At 67.2% G+C, this 19,152-nt stretch carries 19 protein-coding genes; 11 read left to right on the forward strand and 8 right to left on the reverse strand.

Translation table 11 applies throughout. The features are described 5' to 3' along the window. Positions 1–19 precede the first annotated feature (19 nt). Both QE393_RS13315 and QE393_RS13320 read right to left on the reverse strand, forming a co-directional pair. Positions 20–1,366: a tryptophan--tRNA ligase gene (locus QE393_RS13315; protein ID WP_310043964.1), complete on the reverse strand. Its 1,347-nt coding sequence runs from the start codon at positions 1,364–1,366 to the stop codon at positions 20–22. A 33-nt stretch (positions 1,367–1,399) separates the two neighbouring features. Beyond that, entirely contained in the window at positions 1,400–2,035 is a 636-nt protein-coding gene (locus QE393_RS13320) for an alpha/beta fold hydrolase (protein WP_310043966.1), read from the reverse strand. Positions 2,036–2,220: 185 nt separating this feature from the next. Here QE393_RS13320 and QE393_RS13325 point away from each other — a divergent pair, with 185 nt between their 5' ends. The 5 genes from QE393_RS13325 to QE393_RS13345 all read left to right on the forward strand — a co-directional run bounded on the left by QE393_RS13325 (position 2,221) and on the right by QE393_RS13345 (position 5,917). After that, a complete protein-coding gene (locus QE393_RS13325; RefSeq protein ID WP_064307427.1) occupies positions 2,221–2,661 on the forward strand; it encodes a YhcB family protein in 441 nt (146 codons plus the stop codon). A gap of 131 nt (positions 2,662–2,792) precedes the next feature. Continuing rightward, positions 2,793–3,155 (forward strand): ArsC family reductase, encoded by a 363-nt coding sequence (locus QE393_RS13330; protein ID WP_273807847.1) that lies wholly within the window; start codon positions 2,793–2,795, stop codon positions 3,153–3,155. Between the two features lie 73 nt (positions 3,156–3,228). Next, the gene (dapD, locus tag QE393_RS13335; RefSeq protein WP_310043969.1) at positions 3,229–4,263 is read left to right on the forward strand and encodes a 2,3,4,5-tetrahydropyridine-2,6-dicarboxylate N-succinyltransferase; all 1,035 of its coding nucleotides are present in this window, start codon (positions 3,229–3,231) and stop codon (positions 4,261–4,263) included. Positions 4,264–4,313: 50 nt separating this feature from the next. Further along, positions 4,314–5,522, forward strand: a complete 1,209-nt coding sequence (locus tag QE393_RS13340; protein WP_273807849.1) for an aminotransferase class V-fold PLP-dependent enzyme — start codon at positions 4,314–4,316, stop codon at positions 5,520–5,522. Next, complete coding sequence (locus QE393_RS13345; protein ID WP_273807850.1) at positions 5,519–5,917, forward strand: SufE family protein; 399 nt, start codon at positions 5,519–5,521, stop codon at positions 5,915–5,917. The genes QE393_RS13340 and QE393_RS13345 overlap by 4 nt, the downstream gene beginning before the upstream one ends. On the opposite strand, the gene tadA is transcribed toward QE393_RS13345, so the two are convergent. Then, positions 5,914–6,417: a tRNA adenosine(34) deaminase TadA gene (gene tadA, locus QE393_RS13350; protein ID WP_273807851.1), complete on the reverse strand. Its 504-nt coding sequence runs from the start codon at positions 6,415–6,417 to the stop codon at positions 5,914–5,916. The two genes, QE393_RS13345 and tadA, sit on opposite strands and share 4 nt — an antisense overlap. A gap of 251 nt (positions 6,418–6,668) precedes the next feature. Between tadA and QE393_RS13355 the strand changes: the two genes are divergently transcribed. Continuing rightward, positions 6,669–8,891 carry an ATP-binding protein gene (locus QE393_RS13355; RefSeq protein ID WP_310043971.1) on the forward strand — a complete coding sequence of 741 codons (2,223 nt, stop codon included), beginning with the start codon at positions 6,669–6,671 and terminating at the stop codon, positions 8,889–8,891. A 202-nt stretch (positions 8,892–9,093) separates the two neighbouring features. After that, positions 9,094–9,681, forward strand: a complete 588-nt coding sequence (locus tag QE393_RS13360; RefSeq protein ID WP_310043973.1) for a LysE family translocator — start codon at positions 9,094–9,096, stop codon at positions 9,679–9,681. On the opposite strand, the gene QE393_RS13365 is transcribed toward QE393_RS13360, so the two are convergent. After that, positions 9,667–10,488 (reverse strand): AraC family transcriptional regulator, encoded by an 822-nt coding sequence (locus tag QE393_RS13365; protein ID WP_310043974.1) that lies wholly within the window; start codon positions 10,486–10,488, stop codon positions 9,667–9,669. The two genes, QE393_RS13360 and QE393_RS13365, sit on opposite strands and share 15 nt — an antisense overlap. Positions 10,489–10,918: 430 nt before the next feature. Between QE393_RS13365 and QE393_RS13370 the strand changes: the two genes are divergently transcribed. Both QE393_RS13370 and mqo read left to right on the forward strand, forming a co-directional pair. Then, positions 10,919–11,827, forward strand: a complete 909-nt coding sequence (locus QE393_RS13370) for an AEC family transporter (RefSeq protein WP_310043975.1) — start codon at positions 10,919–10,921, stop codon at positions 11,825–11,827. A gap of 139 nt (positions 11,828–11,966) precedes the next feature. Further along, the gene (gene mqo / locus QE393_RS13375; protein WP_310043976.1) at positions 11,967–13,478 is read left to right on the forward strand and encodes a malate dehydrogenase (quinone); all 1,512 of its coding nucleotides are present in this window, start codon (positions 11,967–11,969) and stop codon (positions 13,476–13,478) included. Positions 13,479–13,518: 40 nt separating this feature from the next. Here mqo and QE393_RS13380 read toward each other — a convergent pair whose 3' ends face one another. The 4 genes from QE393_RS13380 to QE393_RS13395 all read right to left on the reverse strand — a co-directional run bounded on the left by QE393_RS13380 (position 13,519) and on the right by QE393_RS13395 (position 16,874). Continuing rightward, complete coding sequence (locus tag QE393_RS13380; protein ID WP_310043978.1) at positions 13,519–14,400, reverse strand: NAD(P)-dependent oxidoreductase; 882 nt, start codon at positions 14,398–14,400, stop codon at positions 13,519–13,521. A gap of 247 nt (positions 14,401–14,647) precedes the next feature. Further along, positions 14,648–15,403 (reverse strand): molybdopterin-dependent oxidoreductase, encoded by a 756-nt coding sequence (locus QE393_RS13385; protein ID WP_059226651.1) that lies wholly within the window; start codon positions 15,401–15,403, stop codon positions 14,648–14,650. After that, complete coding sequence (locus QE393_RS13390) at positions 15,390–16,016, reverse strand: cytochrome b/b6 domain-containing protein (RefSeq protein WP_310043980.1); 627 nt, start codon at positions 16,014–16,016, stop codon at positions 15,390–15,392. The genes QE393_RS13385 and QE393_RS13390 overlap by 14 nt, the downstream gene beginning before the upstream one ends. 246 nt (positions 16,017–16,262) lie before the next feature. Beyond that, entirely contained in the window at positions 16,263–16,874 is a 612-nt protein-coding gene (locus QE393_RS13395; protein ID WP_310043984.1) for a hypothetical protein, read from the reverse strand. A gap of 120 nt (positions 16,875–16,994) precedes the next feature. On the opposite strand from QE393_RS13395, the gene QE393_RS13400 reads away from it, so the two are divergent. Together QE393_RS13400 and QE393_RS13405 are read left to right on the forward strand one after the other, a co-directional pair. Further along, complete coding sequence (locus tag QE393_RS13400) at positions 16,995–17,666, forward strand: heavy metal response regulator transcription factor (RefSeq protein ID WP_273807860.1); 672 nt, start codon at positions 16,995–16,997, stop codon at positions 17,664–17,666. Then, complete coding sequence (locus QE393_RS13405) at positions 17,663–19,045, forward strand: heavy metal sensor histidine kinase (RefSeq protein ID WP_310043985.1); 1,383 nt, start codon at positions 17,663–17,665, stop codon at positions 19,043–19,045. Before QE393_RS13400 ends, QE393_RS13405 begins: the two co-directional genes overlap by 4 nt. The last annotated feature ends 107 nt before the right edge of the window (positions 19,046–19,152 follow it).

Raw genomic sequence — 19,152 nt, forward strand, 5'->3', positions numbered from 1 at the left:
CAGGGACCACCGGTGCCCTTCAGGACTCGGCCAGTTGTGCAAGCGCGGTCCGGGTGCGCTCGATCAGCGCATCGCGCGCGGCGGGGGAATCGCTGGCGACGCCCTCGGCCACGATCTGATCCTCCAGCAGCAGCTGGAAGCCGTTGCCCTCAGCCGCCACGACGGTGGCCGGCGTACTGACCAGCTGCTTGCTGGTGATGCCGGCGGTCTTGGCCTCGGTGAAAGGGATCGACAGCGCCAGTTCCGTGCCGTCGGCGTCGAGCAGGCGGAAACGGAAGCTATCGCCTTCACGGAAGCTGACGAAGCGGGCGGTCTTGCTGGCCTTCTTCTTGGCGCCACCCGTGGCGACCTGGGTCTTGAGCGAACGCAGGCCCACGGCTTCGCGCAGCTCGCCGAGGAAGGGCGTGGCATAGCGGCGGGCCTTGGCGGCGCCAGCCAGCAGGATGTCCTCCAGATCGTCGGGACGGGCGATCAGCGCTGCGTAGCGCTCGCGGGCCTCGCCCAGCTCGGCGTCGAGCAACTCGAACAGCTGGCCCTTGGCTTCGCCCCAGGCTAGACCATCCAGCAGGGCCGCGCGGAAGGCCGCGCTCTGCTCGGGGGTGGCGAAGGCCTGATAGAGGGTGAAGAGGTGGGCGCTGTCGGGGTCCTTGGGCTCGCCGGGCAGGCGCGAATCGGTGACGATGCGGGCGATGGCGTCCTTGAGCTGCCTGGCGCTGCCGAACAGCGGGATGGTGTTGTCGTAGCTCTTCGACATCTTGCGGCCATCGAGACCGGGCAAGGTGGAGACGCTTTCCTCGATGACCGCCTCGGGCAGGGCGAAATAGTCGCGCCCGTTGCCGAACAGGTGGTTGAAGCGCTGACCGATGTCGCGGGCCATCTCCACGTGCTGGATCTGGTCCCGCCCGACCGGCACGCGCAGGGCGTTGAACATGAGAATGTCCGCGGCCATCAGCACCGGGTAGCTGTAGAGGCCCATGGTCACCCCCGCGTCGGGATCTTCGCCCTGCTCCAGGTTGCGGTCGACCGCGGCCTTGTAGGCATGGGCGCGATTGAGCAGGCCCTTGCCGGCGACGCAGGTGAGCAGCCAGGTCAGTTCGGGGATCTCGGGGATGTCGGACTGGCGATAGAAGGTCACCCGCTCCGGATCCAGGCCGCTGGCCAGCCAGGTGGCGGCGATCTCCAGGCGCGAACGCTGGATGCGCGCGGGGTCGTCGCACTTGATCAGGGCATGGTAGTCGGCGAGGAAATAGAAGGAGTCGGCATCGTCGCCCAGACTGGCGCGGATGGCGGGACGGATGGCCCCGGCGTAATTGCCCAGGTGCGGGGTACCGGTGGTGGTGATGCCAGTGAGAATGCGAGTGGTCATGGAGGCGCTGGGAATCCGAGAGACTAACGAGGGTCAGGCCTGCAGGCGCGGCAGGACCAGATCTTTGAGTTCGACGAGTTTGCCATGGAAGAAATGGCTGCACTCGGCGACGCGGAGCAATTCGTGCGGCCGTTCGAGCGCGGCGGACCAGGCGTAGACGCGCTCAGGGGTCACCACCTCGTCGGCTTCGGGCTGGATCACCGTGAGGCGCGCCCGCTGTGGCAGGCGACCGTCGACCGCGAAACGCTCCACCGGCGGCGCCAGCATGAACAGCCGCTCCACCGCCACGCCCTCGCCTTCCAGGCGGCCGCCCAGGCAGGCGGCGACACAGGAACCGAAGGAGAAACCGCAGAGGGTCAGCGGCAGGTCGGGATGGCGCTCGCGCAACCAGGCCGCGGCGGCCGCGGCATCGTCGATCTCGCCTTCACCGCCGGCATGCACGCCGGTGCTGGCGCCGACGCCACGAAAGTTGAATCTGAGGGTGGCCTGGCCGGCGTCCCGAGCGATGCGCTGCAGGGTGGCGACCACCTTGTTCTGCATGGCGCCGCCATGGAGCGGATGGGGATGACAGAGCAGGACCGCGCCGGTGGCGGCATCCGGGCTCTGGTACAGCGCTTCCAGAGTGCCCGCGGGGCCCTCCAGCAGCAGGGATTGTTCACGGGCTGACACGCTTGACTCCGTGATCCCGGACGAACAGTGCTCATCCAAGGAGTTGATTTTGATAGGGTCGATCCTGCGCGATGCCTGACTGCGGGGTATGATGACGCCCAGCGAATGGCAGATGACGCAACCCAGTGTACAGGCTCGTCGGTCTGCCGTTACCGTAAAGCAAAGCCGCTCATAGAGGAAGTTTCGTGGAACAGTCGCTCACTACCTGGTTGTTGCCCCTGATCGCGCTGCTGATCGGGGTCGGGATAGGTTTTCTGCTGGCGCGCCTGGTGCCGGGTGCCGCGCCGAGCCGCGTGCAGCGCCAGCTGGATGACCTGCAGAAGAAGTTCGACGACTACCAGCACGAGGTCACCAGCCACTTCAGCACCACCGCCGGCCTGGTGCGCAAGCTCACCCAGACCTACCAGGACATGCAGTCGCACCTGTCCGAAGGCGCCGAGCGTCTGGCCCAGGACGAGCTGACCCGTCAGCACCTGCTGGCTTCGCTGCACAGCGCCGAGCAGCGTTACCCGTCCAGTCGCGAGCGCATCGACGGTCCGACCGAGGCGCCGCGGGACTACGCGCCCAAGGGTGACGGCACCCCCGGCACCCTCGACGAAACCTACGGCGTGAAAAGCCGCGGTTGATCGCCAAGGCCGGGGACTCCCCGGCCTTCTGCTTTCCGGCGCCTGCCCTCGTCACCCAGGGCGCGACGCCCGGCCCTTTTCCGGCCCGTCATGGCATAATCCGCGGTTGCAGTCTTTCGCAGGAGAACGCCATGCCCGCAGCGGCCAGTGGCCTGAGCCTCTACGGCATCAAGGCCTGTGACACCATGAAGAAGGCCCGCCAATGGCTCGATGAGCATGGCCAGGCCTATCACTTCCATGACTACAAGCAGAGCGGCATCGACCGCGAACGGCTGGCGGCCTGGTGCGCGGAGCATGGCTGGGACAAGGTGCTCAATCGCGCCGGCACCACCTTCCGCAAACTCGACGACGCCCAGAAGGCCAACCTCGATACCGCCAGGGCCATCGACCTGATGCTGGCGCAGCCTTCGATGATCAAGCGACCCGTGCTCGATCTCGGCGACCGTACCCTGCTGGGCTTCAAGCCCGAGCTCTATGCCGCGGCCCTGAACTGACCCCGCGGCCACCGCCCCTACTACCGAACATCTCGCACCGACCGGATCGGTGCCTCTGCAAAGGAACAGTCTCATGTCGAATGCCCTCTTCAGTATCGCCTTCGGTGTCGGCACCCAGAATCGCCAGGACGCCTGGCTGGAAGTCTTCTATGCACAGCCTCTGCTGAATCCCTCGGCGGCGCTGGTCGAAGCGGTCGCGCCACTGCTGGAGTACCAGGGCGGCAACCAGGCCATCGCCTTCGCTCCGGCCCAGGCCCGCGGTCTGGCCGAAGCCCTCAAGGGCATCGATGCCGTGCAGTCGGCGCTGCTGACCCGCCTGGCGGAAAGCAACAAGCCGCTGGTGGCCACGCTGCTGGCCGAGGACGCCGCGCCCGCCTCCACCCCCGAGGCCTACCTGAAGCTGCATCTGCTGTCCCATCGCCTGGTCAAACCCCATGGCCTGAACCTCAGCGGCATCTTCGCCCTGCTGCCCAACGTGGCCTGGACCAACCAGGGCGCCGTGGACCTGGCCGAGCTGCCGGCCGAGCAGCTGGAGGCCCGTCTGCGCGGCAAGCTGCTGGAAGTCTTCTCGGTGGACAAGTTCCCCAAGATGACCGACTACGTGGTGCCGGCCGGCGTGCGTATCGCCGATACCGCCCGCGTGCGCCTGGGCGCCTATGTGGGTGAAGGCACCACGGTGATGCACGAAGGCTTCGTCAACTTCAACGCCGGTACCGCCGGCCCGGGCATGATCGAAGGCCGCGTCTCCGCGGGCGTCTTCGTCGGCAAGGGGTCGGACCTGGGCGGCGGCTGCTCGACCATGGGCACCCTGTCGGGCGGTGGCAACATCATCATCAGCGTCGGCGAAGGCTGCCTGATCGGTGCCAACGCCGGCATCGGCATCCCGCTGGGCGATCGCTGCACCGTGGAATCCGGCCTCTATGTGACCGCGGGTACCAAGGTCGCCGTGCTGGATGACCAGAACCAGCTGATACGGGTGGTCAAGGCGCGCGAACTGGCCGGTCAGAGCGACCTGCTGCTGCGCCGCAATTCGGAAACCGGCGCGGTCGAGTGCAAGACCAACAAGACCGCCATCGAACTCAACGAAGCGCTGCACGCGCACAACTGAGTCCACAACCGGGCAGCCCGCTCCAGGCGGGCTACCCCGGAGCTGTCGCCATGTCGCTACCCTCTCCCTGGAGAGCCGAGTTTCCGGCTTTCACCGCCTTCGCCGCCGACGGCATCACCTACCTCGACAGCGCCGCCACGGCGCAGAAGCCCCAGGTGGTGCTGGATGCCCTGCTGGCCAGCTACAGCCTGGGTGCAGCCAATGTGCATCGCGCCCAGCACTGGGCCGCCGAGCGGACCACCGCCGCCTACGAAGGCGCCCGTGGACGGATCGCCGCCTGGCTGGGCGCGGCCTCGCCGCACGAGGTGGTGCTGACCCGCGGCGCGACCGAGGCCCTCAATCTGCTGGCCTACGGGTTGGAAGACGCCTGCGCGGCGGGTGACGAGATTCTCATCAGCGCCCTTGAGCACCATGCCAATCTGTTGCCCTGGCAGCAGCTGGCCCGGCGTCGGGGCCTTGAACTCAGGGTCATCCCCCTGACCCCAAGCGGTCATCTGGACCTGGAAGCCGCCGAGCGGCTGCTGGGCCCTCGAACGCGCGTGGTGGCGGTCAGCCAGCTGTCCAATGTGCTCGGCACCTGGCAACCGCTGGCGGAGCTCGCGGCCCTGGTACGGGCGCGCTCGCCGGCCTGGCTGGTGGTGGACGGCGCCCAGGGCGCGGTCCATGGCCGCCATCGCCCGGGCGACTTCGACGCCGACTTCTATGTCTTTTCCGGCCACAAGCTTTATGCCCCCGAGGCCATTGGCGTGCTCTGGGGCAAGGCCGATTGTCTGGCGCGGCTCAAGCCCTGGCAGTTCGGCGGCGAGATGGTGCAGCACACCACCTTTGCCGAGGCCCGCTTCCATGCCGCGCCCATGGGCTTCGAAGCCGGGACGCCGCCCATAGGCGCGGCCATCGCCCTGGGTGCAGCGGTCGACTGGCTACAGGGTCAGGACGAGACGCTGATCCGCGGTCACGAGCAGGCGCTCAGTCTGAAGCTCCTGGCCGGACTGGCTGCCCGCGACGGCGTCCAGGTGCTGGGTGAACCCCAGATCGCCCTGGCCAGCTTCCAGGTCGCGGGCATCGATGTCGGCGATCTTTCCCATCTGCTGGGGGAACAGGGCATCGCGGTGCGCGCCGGTCAGCACTGCGCCATGCCGCTGTTCCAGACCTTGCAGACGCCTGGTGCACTGCGGGTATCCCTGGGCCTGTACAACGATGCCGAGGACCTGCAGCGCTTTTTCACTGCCCTGGACAACGCTTTGGAGCTGCTGCGATGAATCTGCTTCCCGATGCGGCGGAAGCTCGCCGCGCCTTCATCATCGCCAAGGGCTGGGAGGCGCGCTCGCGACTGCTGTTGCAGTGGGCCGAGCGCCTGCAGGCGGTGCTCGAGGAACGCGACGAGGATCTGGTGCAGGGCTGCGAGAGTCGGGTACGCCTGACCCATGAAGCCCAGGGCGATCGTCACTTCTTTCGCGCCAGCAGCGAATCCCGGGTGCTCAAGGGGCTGCTTGCCGTGGTGCTGGTGCGCGCCAACGGCTTGACCCGTGAAGAACTGGGTCGCCTCGACATCCACGGCTGGCTGGGCGAACTCGGGCTGGAACGCCAGCTGTCGCAATCGCGCAGCAACGGCCTGAACGCCGTGCTCACGCGGATGCGCGAACTGGCGGCCTAGCCTTCGCTGGCCGCGGGATTGCGCCGTGCGCGGAAGAACCCGGTCAGCACCTGGCCACAGGCCTCGGCCAGCACCCCGCCTTCCACCAGGACCCGGTGATTGAGAAAGTCCTGCTCGAAGAAGCGCCCGCGACTCTGGGCCATGCCGGCGCGCGGCTCGCTGGCGCCATAGACCAGCCGCTGGATGCGACTGTGGACGATGAGGCCGGCGCACATGCTGCACGGTTCAAGCGTGACGTAGAGCGTCGCCCCGGGCAGCCGGTAGTTGGCCAGCCGCGCGGCGGCATCGCGGATGGCCTCCATCTCGGCATGGGCGCTGGGATCGTGGGCACCGATGGGCCGATTGAAACCGCGACCGATGACCTCTCCGTCGAGTACCACCACGGCCCCGACCGGCACCTCGCCCTGTTCGGCGCCCCGCTCGGCCAGGACCAGGGCCTCGCGCATGAACAGGTCATCCCGGCTGCGATCGATGATGGGCAAGGGGCGTAAGCGGGCCATGGCTGAACTCTGGTCAAAGCGCCATGATACCGCCGTCAGCCCGGGAGGCCAGCCATGGGACCCGACGCCGGAGATGAACCTCTCGTCAGAAAATGATCGCGATAATTGTTATCGAATGCAGAAAATACAAAGCGGGTGCGATGCCTGGGAAGCGCCTGTGATCGACATCACATTCACAGCCATTCGGTACCGAAGCCTTAACAGGAACGCCTCGGCGCGGTCCTATTCAAGAGTTCATCTGAGACAGTCGCATGATTGCTGCACCTTCCGGTCAGTCGCTGCAAAGCTGCGAAAGCGAGCCAATCCGCATTCCAGGCGCCATCCAGGCACACGGTTACCTCCTGGCCTTCGATGAGAGGGAATGGCTGATCAAGCATGTCAGCCGCAACCTGCCCGAGCTGCTGGGCAAGCCGCAGGTCGAGCTGCTGCATCGTCCGTTTCAGCAGGCGCTGCCGCTCGAGCTGGTCCAACAGGTGCAGCAGGCGCTGCCCCTGGAGCATCTGGAAGAAGCCAATCCGCTGAGCTGGGCGCGTCCGCTTCGCGACATGGACGTGATCCTGCATCGCAGCCACGGCCTGGTGTTCCTGGAATTCGAGCCGGACGACCATGGCGGCGTCGAGCCCGCCGGGTTGGCGCGCGCCCTGGCCCGCCTGCAGCAGGCTCGCACCCTGCCCGAGCTGTGCGAGGGTGCGGTGCGCGAGGTGCGCGCCCTCACCGGTTTCGACCGGGTAGTGGTCTATCGCTTCGATGACGGCGGCGATGGCCAGGTGGTGACCGAGGACCGTGTCGACGACATCGACAGCTATCTGGGCATGCACTTTCCGGCGGCCGACATTCCCGCCCAGGCCCGGGCGCTCTATCGCGAAAACTGGATCCGCAATATTCCCGACGCCCAGTACGAGGCGATCCCGCTGGTACCGGCCTTTCTGCATGGCACCGAGCGCGACCCCATCGACCTGACCCATGCCGTGCTGCGCAGTGTCTCGCCCATCCACTGCCAGTATGTGCGCAACCAGGGCCTGCGTGCCTCCATGAGCGTGTCGCTGATCAGCGACGACAAGCTCTGGGGGTTGATCAGCTGTGGCCACCGCGAACCCCTGTATCTGCCCTATCGCACGCGGATGGCCTGCCGCTCGGTCGGGGTGCTGGTGTCGCTGATGATTCGCGCGCTGGAAAATCGCCAGGTGCAACGCGAGATCGATGCCCGCGAGGCGCAACTGGCGGCGTTGATCCAGGGCATGTGCGACAGCCGTGGCGAGGTACTCAGTGGCCTCGCCGAAAGACCCGCCGATCTCCTGGAGCTGGTGAATGCCGGCGGTGTCGCGGTGCTGGTGGAGGATGAGCTCAGCACCCTGGGCGAATGCCCGAACGCGGAAGACATCCGTACCCTCGCCGCCTGGGTGACGGCCGAGATGGACGCCTCGGGCATCTATGCGACCCGCTGCCTGGCCGACGAATTGCCCGAGGCCCGCCGCTATAGCGACCGGGTCAGCGGCGTCCTGGCACTGGCGCTACCCAAACCGGTGCGCAACCTGGTGCTCTGGTTCCGTCCCGAGATCGTCACCACCGTGGTCTGGAGTGGCAACCCGGCCAAGCTGGAAGCCACGTCATCCGCATCGGGTCCGGGACTGAACTATCCGCATCCGCGGCGCTCCTTCGATGCCTGGAAGGAGCTGGTACGCCTGCGCTCCGAACGCTGGCGCCCGGCCGATCTGTTTGCCGCCAAGGACCTGCGCCGTTCGGCCATCGAGCTGGACCTGGCGCGTCAGGTCGAACGCGAGCGTCAGGCCGTACGCCTGCGCGACGAGATCGTCGCGGCGGTTTCCCACGACCTGCGCAGCCCCATCACCATCATCCTGATGAAGGTGGGGATGTTGCAGCGCCAACTGGAAAAGCTGGCGCTGGGCGATGACCGGCTGCCCAGTTCGCTGCAGGTGATAGAGACCGCGGCCAACCGCATGAACGCCCTGATCAGCGACCTGCTGGACCTGTCGAAGATCGAGTCGAATCGTCTGGTGCTGGACCTCAAACCGGCACGGCTGGCAGATGTCTGCGCGCAACCTATCCTGCTGTCGCGGCCGCTGGCGGAGGTCAAGAACATCAGCCTGGAATACGCTGCCGATCCGGATCTCCAGGTACTGGTGGAAGCCGAGCGCATCTTCCAGGTGCTGATGAACCTGCTGGGCAATGCCATCAAGTTCACCGCGCCAGGCGGCCTGGTGCAACTCAGCATGCGGCAGCTCGGCAACCTGGCCGAGATCAGCGTGACCGACAACGGCCGCGGCATGAACCAGGCGCAGCAGGCGCGGGTGTTCGAGCGCTTCTGGCACGTGCAGGAAGACAATCCCACCGGTCACGGTCTGGGGCTGTACATCGCCAAGGGTATCGTCGAGGCCCACGGCGGCGACTTGAGCGTCACCAGCGCCCTGGGTCGGGGCAGCACCTTCAGGTTTACCCTGCCTATCGCGCCCTAGCGCGCCAGGATCCGCGAAGAGAAAGCCCCGGTGGCCGACAGCGACGTTGAAACCACCGGGGGAGCGCTAGGCTCGCTGTAATGGACGTCAGCGAAACGCCGCGAATTCCCGCCTTTCGTCGGGCCGGAAGGGTCATTTTCTTCAATACCGCCAGGGGTTACCCTCGCTAGGTTGAGGTCTCCATAACTGTCGAGACCTCGCGATGACCCTGATCCTGTCCATGGCCGCCTTTGCCCTGGTGGCGTCCCTCTCTCCCGGCCCGGTCAACATGGTGGGCTTCAACACCGGCCTCACCCATGGCTGGCGACCGGCCCTGTGGCATGTCGCTGGCGCCACCCTGGGTTTCGTCGTTCTGCTGCTGGCCGTTGGCCTCGGCCTGCACGAGCTGCTGGCCGCCTGGCCGGCGCTGCTCTGGATCCTGCGCGTGGCCGGCGCCCTCTTCCTGCTGTACCTGGCCTGGAAACTGGCACGGGCCACAGGGGACCTGGGCAGCGGCGTGGTGGCAGCCTGCCCGGGCTTTCGCGACGGCGCCCTGCTGCAATGGCTCAATCCCAAGGCCTGGCTCGCCGCCGCGGCCGGGGTGGCGCTGTTCGTCGGCGAAGATCGCGGGCGCCTGGCGCTGTTCGCCGGCCTCTATCTGGTGATCTGCTTCGCCTCCCTGGCCTGCTGGGCCGTGGCCGGCCAATGGCTGCGTGGCCACTCACCGTCGGCGGCCCGCCTGCGCCTGCTCAATCGCGCCCTCGCCGCGCTGCTGGTGCTGTGCGCCGCTTCGCTGCTATTGGAGGGCTGAAGCGGCGCGGTACTGACCGGGGGTGGCCGCCACCAGGCGCTTGAAGGTGCGCTGCAGATGGGCCTGGTCGGCGAAGCCGGTGGCCAGGGCGACCTCGGCCAGGCCATCGCCCCGACGCAGGCGTTGCCGCGCCAGGCGGATGCGCCGGTCGATCAGGTAGGCGTGGGGCGTCAGGCCATAGCGCCGGCGAAAGCTGCGAATCAGCTGGGTGGGCGAGAGATCCGCCACCTGGCTGAGCTGGTCCAGGCTGACGCCCTCGCCACAGTGGGCATCGAGAAACTCGGCGGCGCGCCTCAGGCGGCGATCCTCGCGGGCCCGCGCCGCCGCGACCGGGGTACGACCCAGGCGGGCGAGTACGGCTTCGAAATACAGCAGCGCCTGACTCTGGCGCTGCAGGGTGAGGCTATCCGGATCGATCAGGCAGGCGTGCAGGGCTTCCAGCCCGACGTACAGCTGGGCGTCACGGGACAGCTGTACGGCCAGCGGTTGGAAGTCGGCGGCACCCGGGCGCTGCAGGTCGGCCAGCCAGCCGGCGTCTACGTGCAGCATGCGATAGCGCCAGGCGTCCTCGCCCTGCGGATTGCAGGCATGGACGTCACCGGGATTCATCAGCACCAGGGTGCCCGCCCCCACCAGTTCGCGGGTCGAGCCGTTGTGATAGCGACTGCGCCCACCCAGCACGGTACCGATGGAGAAGGTTTCGTGGGAATGCGGGGCATAGCAGAGCGCGCGGCCGTCCTGGATGGAACGGGCTTCGAGAAAGGGCAGCGCGGGATCGTGCCAGAAGCGTGGGGTGGTCGCGGTCATGCCATCTCCTTGCACCGGGTACTTCCACTGGCCACCAGTATCTGGCCAGGCCAGCCAGCTTAGCGGACGCTCGCTGGCGCTGCATCCGGACAGGCCGGCGCCTTTCCACGGCCAGCATGGGGTTCACATATAGGCTTCCCCGGGAATTCGACAAAGGTCTAGATGCGACGAAATGTCGCACCAATAGGTATAAACAAACGTTTCCATTTGCCCTCAGAGAAAGGGTAAACCTGCATTGCAGAGCCCTTCAGGCGTAACGGCCGGCCTTTCGATACTGGTGCTACGCGGGAAGAGGCCGCGATGAGTCCTTCAATCGAAGACCCGCATCTGGGCGGGCAAAGGAGTTTCGGATGCCTTGCTGTTCATTCGATGATCCAACGCCATTCAGCCAGTCTTTCGCCATGTCCCTGGCTCCCAGGGGGCCTCGCTCATGATCGAGACCATTTTCCAGGCACTCGCCCCTATCATCTTCGTTACCGTCCTGGGCTGGGGCGCCGGCCGCTGGAAGGTACTGCCGCAGACGGCGAGCAAGCCCCTGGCAACCTTCGTGGTCACCTTCGCCCTGCCTATCGCCCTGTTCCTCGCCGCCGCCCACACCCGCCCCGAGCAGGTCCTCAACCTGTCTTATGTGGCGACCCTGGCTAGCGGACTCATCGGCGTCTGGCTGCTGGGTCTGCTACTGGGTCGCTACCGCGGTGGGCGGACGTGGTGCGAAGGGGCCATGCGCGGCATCACGGTGGCCTTTCCCAACATGGCCTATTGCGGGCCGCCGGTGCTGACTGCCGCCATCGGCCCCTCCGCCGTGCTGGCGGTGATCGTCGGCAATCTGATCTTCACCCTGGTGGTCATCCCGCTGTCGCTGCTGTTGCTGAGCGGCGGTGGCGCCCGGCAGGCGCTCGGCAAGGCGCTGCGCCAACCGCTGGTGATCCTGCCGCTGCTGGGATTGCTCTGTGCGCTGCTGGGTATCCGCCTGCCCCAGTTGCTGGTGACGGCGACTGACGAGATAGGGCGGGCAGCCGGGGGCGTCGCGCTGTTCACCCTGGGCCTGATCCTGTCCGGCATCCAACCGCGGCTGGATCGCGACATCGGGCTCAATGTGGCCCTGAAGAATCTGCTGCAACCGCTGGTGATGCTGGGCGTCGGCCTGGCCGTGGGCCTGCAGGGCGCGCTGCTCCAGCAGGTATTCCTGCTCGGCGTACTGCCGGCGGCCACGGCGGCGCCCACGCTGGCGATGGCCCACGGCGTCTACACCGAGGACGCCGCGCGGAGCGTGCTGTTCAGCACCCTGGTCGCCATCCCGGGTATCGCCCTGGGCATCGCCTTGACCACCCTGCTCTAGCCTGTCCGGGGCTCGCGCGGCGCAAGCCGCGAGCCCCGGCAGATCGGAGCGGTTGCAGGAGCGCGCCATGGCCTTCTGGCCGCTCGGCCGCCCAGTCGTATTGCGCCACCGTCAAACCCCTGACCGCGAGGAACCTGGCATGTCCTTATCTTCCACGGATTCACCCGACGTCGTGTTGATCGGCGCCGGCATCATGAGCGCCACCCTGGGCACCCTGCTCAAGGAGCTCGACCCCAGCCTGAGCGTGACCCTGTTCGAGAGTCTGCACGACTGCGCCCAGGAGAGTTCCCAGGGCTGGAACAACGCCGGGACCGGCCATGCCGCCAACTGCGAGCTGAACTACACCCCGCAGCGAGACGACGGCAGCGTCGACATCGCCAAGGCGCTCAAGGTGAACACCCAGTTCGATCTCTCGCGCCAACTGTGGGCCTATCTGGTGCGCAAGGGCGCCATCCCCGATCCGCAGGCCTTCATCCATGCCTGCCCGCACCTGAGTTTCGTCTGGGGGGCGGAGAACGTCGCCTTCCTCCGTGAACGCTATCGGACGATGAGCGCCCATCACTGCTATCACGGCATGGAATACAGCGAAGACGGCGCCCAGATCGCCCAGTGGGCACCGCTGATCATGGAGGGGCGCAGTGCCGACGAGCCGGTGGCCGCAACGCGCATGGTGACCGGGACCGACGTCGACTATGGCGCCCTCACCCACCTGCTGGTGCGCCAGCTCAGCCAGCAATCCGGTTTCGCCGTGCACTATCACCAGCGGGTGGTGGACCTGGCGCGTACCGACAGCGGTCGCTGGCGGGTGACGGTGGAGGACGTCGAGCATGGCGGACGGACGGAGGTCACCGCCAGGTTCGTCTTCATCGGCGCCGGTGGCGGCTCGCTGCCGCTGCTGCAGAAGTCCGGCATTCCGGAAGGCCACGGCTTCGGCGGCTTTCCCATCTCCGGCATCTGGCTGCGCTGCGACGTCCCGGCACTGGCCGAACGGCACCAGGCCAAGGTCTATGGCAAGGCGCCCTCGGGCTCGCCGCCCATGTCGGTGCCGCACCTGGATACCCGTATCATCGGCGGCCAGCGCTCGCTGCTGTTCGGACCCTATGCGGGCTTTTCCTCGCGCTTCCTCAAGCACGGCGCCCTGACCGATCTCTTCACCTCGCTACGCCACGACAATATCCTGCCGCTGCTGAACGTGGCCAAGGACAACATCGACCTGACCGAATACCTGATCGGGCAGATCTTCCAGAGCTCCAGCCAGCAATTCGCCATGCTGCAGCAATTCTTCCCCCTGGCGAAGAAGCGCGACTGGCAGGAAGCCGTGGCCGGGCAGCGGGTGCAGACCATCAAGCCCACCGGCCAGCACGGCCTGCTGAGCAAGAAGGGCGAACTGGAATTCGGCACCGAACTGGTGAGCGCCGCGGACAGATCCATCGCCGCGCTGCTCGGCGCCTCGCCCGGCGCCTCGACGGCAGCGGCCATCGCCCTGGAAGTGCTGGAAACCTGCTTCCCGGAGCGCCTCACCGAAGACGCCTGGCTGCCGGCACTGAGGCGCATCCTGCCGACCTACGGCGTCGATCTGAAGACCGATGCTGCGGCCTGCCGGCAGAGTCGCGCGGAGACCGCCAAGGTCCTGGGGATTGCCGACGTCTGAGGTGTTCCTGGCCGCACGCCCATGCGTGCGGCCAGGTCCGTTAACGGGTGGCGGCGTCTTCGGCCTCTTCCAGCAGGACATCTGCGGTGATCAGGTAGTCGGCATCCGGATGCAACTCGGCGCCCAGCGCCAGTTGCTGCGCCGCGGCGGCCAGGGTCGGCGCGCCCTGGAAGGTGGCGTTGAGTTCGGCCAGCAGGAGGCCCATGTCCTTATGCATCAGCGCGGCCGGAAATTGCGGGGCGAAGTCGCCGTCGCGCAGCGCCGCCAGCTTGCGCTGGTGATGGGGCGAGAGCACCGCCAGGTCGCCGAACACCTCGAACAGCACCTCGGCATCCAGGCCGGCGCGGGTGGCATAGGCCAGCGCCTCGGCGAGGGCCGCGAGCCCGGCGCCCATCAGGCCGTTGATAGCCAGTTTGATGGCCGCGCCCTGCCCGGTCGGACCGACGTGGTGCACGGTCTTGCCCAGGACTTCGAGAATCGGCCGCGCACGCTCCACCGCTTCGGGTTCGCCGGCGGCCAGGACCACCAGCTGCGCCTTTTCCGCTTCGGGCGTGCTACCGGACACGGGCGCCTCGACCACGGCAATGCCGCGAGCCCTGCCGGCCGCTTCCAGACGCAGCGACAGCGCGGGCGAGTTGGTACTGGTGTTGATCAGCAACCGACCGCTTTCCAGGCGGGCGAGCACGCCGTCGGGGCCGAGCAGGACCTGTTCGAGAATGGCGTCGTTGGGCAGGGAGACGATCACTGCCTCGGCCTGGGACAGCAGGGTCGCCAGGGACTCCATCGGCGTGCCGTGGCGCTCGCCGTCCTGCTGGTGTTCGGCATAGGCGCTGACCGTATAGCCGGCCTCGCGCAGGTTGGCGCCCATGCGCTGGGCCATGGCGCCGAAGCCGATGAAACCGATCGAGGGATGAGCGGACATGAGGGGAGCTCCCGGTAGAGGATGGTGGTATCTCGACTCTACCTCCAGGCCGGGGTTCCGCCATCAAAGGTCTAGTCATCGTCTCGCGAGCGGGAGCCAGACAAGGCGCGAAGACCCGAGGCAGCGGATCGGACCCGCGCCCGGGTTCACGAGTGGTAAATGAGCCTTCCGATGGGGCCGCCTAGGCCGGGCTGGCGACCCAGGGTCTTGTCAACGCAGTTCGGCAGACGCGCAGCGGACGTTGCCCCTAGATCCCGCTGAACCAGTTGTAACCCTGGTCTTCCCAGTAGCCGCCAGGATAGTCGTTGGTCACGAACAGCGCCTGGATGTGCTTGGGATTCTTGAAGCCGAGCTTGGTGGGTACCCGCAGCCGCAGCGGATAGCCGTAGTCCGGCGGCAGGGCCACCTGGCCGAAGTCCAGCGCCAGCAGGGTCTGGGGGTGCAGCGCCGAGGCCATGTCGATGCTGGAGTAGTAGCGGTCGGCGCACTTGAAGCCGACATACTTGGCGCTGGTGTCGGCGCCGATGCGTTCGAGGAAGGTGCGCAGGGGCACGCCGCCCCACTGGCCGATGGCGCTCCAGCCCTCGATGCAGATGAAGCGGGTGATGTCGGCGCGTTGCGGCAGGCGGCGCAGGTCTTCCAGGGTCCAGGCCTGCTTGTTGGCGACCAGGCCGGAGACCTCCAGGCGATAGTCGCTGAGGTCCACCTCGGGAACGTTGTATTCGGGGTAGAAGGCGTTGAAGGGAAAGGGGTTGGTGATCTGGCTGGCGGCATAGGTCGGCGCCAGGCGCTCGCGGCCGAACAGCCAGGCCTGTACCCGGTCGTTGAAGCGCGACATGGACCAGAGCACCTTGTCGACGCTGTCGCCGTCCTGCAGGTTGCAGCCGCTGAGCATGGCCAGGGCGCCCACGGTCAGGCCCTGCTTGAGCAGCAGGCGTCGTTGCAGATTTTCCACCTGTCGCTGTTGCGCCGGCTCCAGGCGCAGCCGTTCACGCCGACTCATCGTTAACCTCCTCGTGCGCCCGACCGGTGATCATCGGCGGCAGGGTGCGGGGGACCAGGATGACCAGGGCCAGGTGCACGACGACAAAGGCGCCGATGCCGGCCATGGCGAAGAAATGCACGTAGCGGGCGGTGTCGAAGCCGCCGAGCAGGGCCGCCAGCCCCTGCAACTGCACCGGTTTCCAGATCGCCAGGCCGGAGAGCACCACCAGCACCCCGAGGACCAGTACGCCCCAGTAGAGCAGGCGCTGCACGGCGTTGTAGGTGCCGAGGCGATGACCCAGGCGCAGGCGCACGGCCGCGGCGAAATCACGGCCGATGGCACGCGGCGACAGCGGCAGGAAATCACGCCGGAAGTGGCCGCTGAACAGGCCATAGAGCAGATAGATCAGGCCATTGACCAGCAGCAGCCAGAACACCGCCAGGTGCCAGGCGATGGCGCCGCCCAGCCAGCCGCCGAGGGTCGCCCAGGCGGGAAAGGTGAAGGGGAACAGCGGCGAGGCGTTGTAGATCGCCCAGCCGCTCATGAACATGCAGGGCATCGCCAGGGCGTTGAGCCAATGGGTGAGGCGCACCGGCCAGCGGTGCACCAGACGCCGTCGCGAGGTGCTCATGACATTTCCCTCTTCACCGCGAGATGGAGGCGGTCGGTTGCCCGACCGCCGGAGGTCTTAGAACCTGCTCACGATCTCGCGAGCTAGAGACAAACAAGGCCTAGGCGGCCCCGCGAAAATGGCTGAGGAAGCGGATCGGACTCGCGCTCGGGTTTACGAGCGGTAAATGAGCATTCCGACCGGGCTGGCGACCCAGGACATTTTCAACACAGTTTGGCCGACGCGCAGCAGACCGTGAGTAGGTTCTTACATGGGTGGGGTGAAACCGTCCTTCCCTACCGCCACGCCCTTGGCGTGCTTGCCGTCTTCGGCGGGGAACAGCACCACCTTGGCACCGGGCTTGAGCAGGCTGCGGTCGCCCTTCTCGACATAGGCGATGGGTACGTCTTCCGGCACCACCAGCTGCTTCTCGCCGCCCTTGTACTGCACGGTCAGGGTGCGGCCGTTGGCCTTCTTGAGTTCGCCCACGGTGCCGTTGGTCATGGTGCCGGTGCTGCCATCGGCGTTTTCCCAGCCGTAGTGGCCTTCGCCGGAGCCGCGCAGGCTGGCCTCGAACACCGTCACTTCCAGCGCCTTGAGGGTGCCGTCCGGCTGCGGCGTGGCGGCCGAGCCGATGAAGCTGTTGGCTTCGATGCGATCCAGGTTGGCCTTGGACACGGCGCGGTAGCTGGTCTTGTCATCCAGCATCAGGGTCTGGTGGGCACCGTTGCGGGTGGTGAAGGCCAGGGTGTCGCCCTGGACGCTGTCCACGGTGCCGCGCATGGGCTTGACGGTGGGCATGGGCGCGGCCTGGGCCAGCAGGGTACTGCTGGCGAGCAGCAGGGCAAGGGAACCGCGGAGCAGAGTCTGGGTACGCATGAAACCTCCTGGGATAGGGAATCGCCCCGCCACAGTGCGACGCGTGGGGGGTCAGCAAGATGACCGGCGAATGACAAAAATGTCACCCAGCGAAGCGACCGGAGGCCCTACCATGACGTCATGCATATTCTCCTCATCGAAGACGACCAGAAGACCGGCGAGTACCTGAAGAAGGGGCTCGGCGAATCCGGCTACGCGGTCGACTGGACCCAGCACGGCGCCGATGGCCTGCACCTGGCGCTGGACGGCCGCCATGACCTGGTCATCCTCGACGTCATGCTGCCCGGCATCGACGGCTGGCAGATCATGGAAGTCCTGCGCAAGAAGCTCGACGTGCCGGTGCTCTTTCTCACCGCCCGCGACGGCCTGCAGGATCGCATCCGCGGCCTGGAGCTGGGCGCCGACGACTACCTGGTCAAGCCCTTCTCCTTCGTCGAGCTGCTGCTGCGCATCCGCACCCTGCTGCGCCGTGGCGTGGTGCGCGAGCCCGAGCAGTTCCACCTGGCCGACCTGCAGCTGGACCTCCTGCGGCGGCGGGTGACCCGTGGCGACGACCTCATCGTGCTGACCAACAAGGAATTCGCCCTGCTGCACCTGCTGCTGCGTCGCGAAGGCGAGGTGCTGTCGCGCACCCTGATCGCCGCCGAGGTCTGGGACATGAATTTCGACAGCGACACCAATGTGGTGGACGTGGCCATCAAGCGGCTGCGCGCCAAGGTCGACAACCCCTACCCGGTCAAGCTGATCCATACCGTGCGCGGCATCGGCTACGTCTGCGAGGTGCGGCCTTGAGCGCGCGGTCACCCTCGCTGATCCTGCGCGCCACCCTGGGTTTCGCCCTGGTGGCGCTGCTCGCCGTGGGCGGTGCGGGAGCCTTTCTCTACCACAGCCTGGAACGTACCGTGCTGGAGCGCGCCGACTACGCGCTGCTCGGGCGGCTGGCGCACTTTCGCAGCCTGCTCAGCGCCGACCTGTCGCTGGAGACCCTGGGGCGCAGTCCGCAGCTGTTCGCCAACATGCTGGGCAACGAACAGGACGTCTTTCTCATCGGCACGCCGGGCGCCAAGCCGGTGATCGCCTCCAATCCGCTGCAGATCACCCTCCCCGACCTGGCCGTGGTGCCGCAGACGCGGCGACCGACACGGGCCGATCTGCGCGAAGGCCAGCTGGCCGACGGCACCCGCTGGCGCGCGGCGCGGGTCGCGGTGAACACCCCCGAGGGCCCGGTGGAACTGACCGCCGCCCATGTGCTGCGTAACGAGGACACCACCCTGGCCGACTTCCGTCTCGGACTGCTCGGCGCCGTGACCCTGGCCTTCCTCGCCACCGCCGGACTCGGCTATCTGCTGCTGCGGCGCGGCCTGGCGCCGCTACGGCGCATCGCCCGCCACGCCGGCGGCATCACCCCGACCCGGCTGGCCGCGCCCCTGGAGCTGGCCGATGCCCCGCGCGAGCTGCAGCCGCTGGTGGAAAACTACAACGCCATGCTGGCGCGACTGGCCGACGGCTATGGCCGGCTGGTGCAGTTCTCCGCCGACCTCGCCCACGAGATCCGCACCCCGATCAATGCCCTCATGGGCCATACCGAGGTCGCCCTGCGCCAGGTGCGCAGCGCCGAGGACTACCAGGCGCTGCTGGCGTCCAACCTGGAAGAGCTGGAGCGCATCTCGCGGCTGGTGGAGAGCATCCTCTTTCTCGCCCGCGCCGACGACGCCCAGGCGGTACTGACCCCGCAGCCGCTGCGGCTGGACGAAGAGCTGGCGCGCATCGCCGACTATTTCGAAGGGCCGGCCGACGAGCGCGGCCTGCGCCTGGTGGTGGCCGGTGGCGGCCAGGTGGTCGCCGATCCGCTGATGCTGCGCCGCGCCCTGAGCAACCTGGTGGCCAACGCCATTCGCTATGCCGAACCGGATGGCGAAATCCGCCTGCAGGCGGAGGGTGGCCGGATCAGCGTCAGCAACACCGGCCCCGCCCTGGCGCCCGCGCATCTGCAACGGCTGTTCGACCGCTTCTATCGCGCCGATCCCTCCCGCCATCAACCCCATGATTCCAATGGCCTGGGCCTGGCCATCGTCGCGGCGATCATGCGCCTGCACGGCGGTCGTGCCGAGGTCGAGCAGAATGAACGGGGCATCCATTTCAGCCTGGTCTTCCCGACCCCGGCAGCCTGAACCGCGACCTATCGCTCAAACCACGCAACCGCCCGTCACCAAAGGACTTTTTCCGCTTGCCCAGGCGGGCTATGGGCTGCATCGACTCGCCCACTACTGTACATTCA

Origin of the sequence: Pseudomonas sp. SORGH_AS_0211, assembly GCF_031453455.1 — a bacterium.
Lineage (GTDB): Bacteria > Pseudomonadota > Gammaproteobacteria > Pseudomonadales > Pseudomonadaceae > Chryseomonas > Chryseomonas aestiva.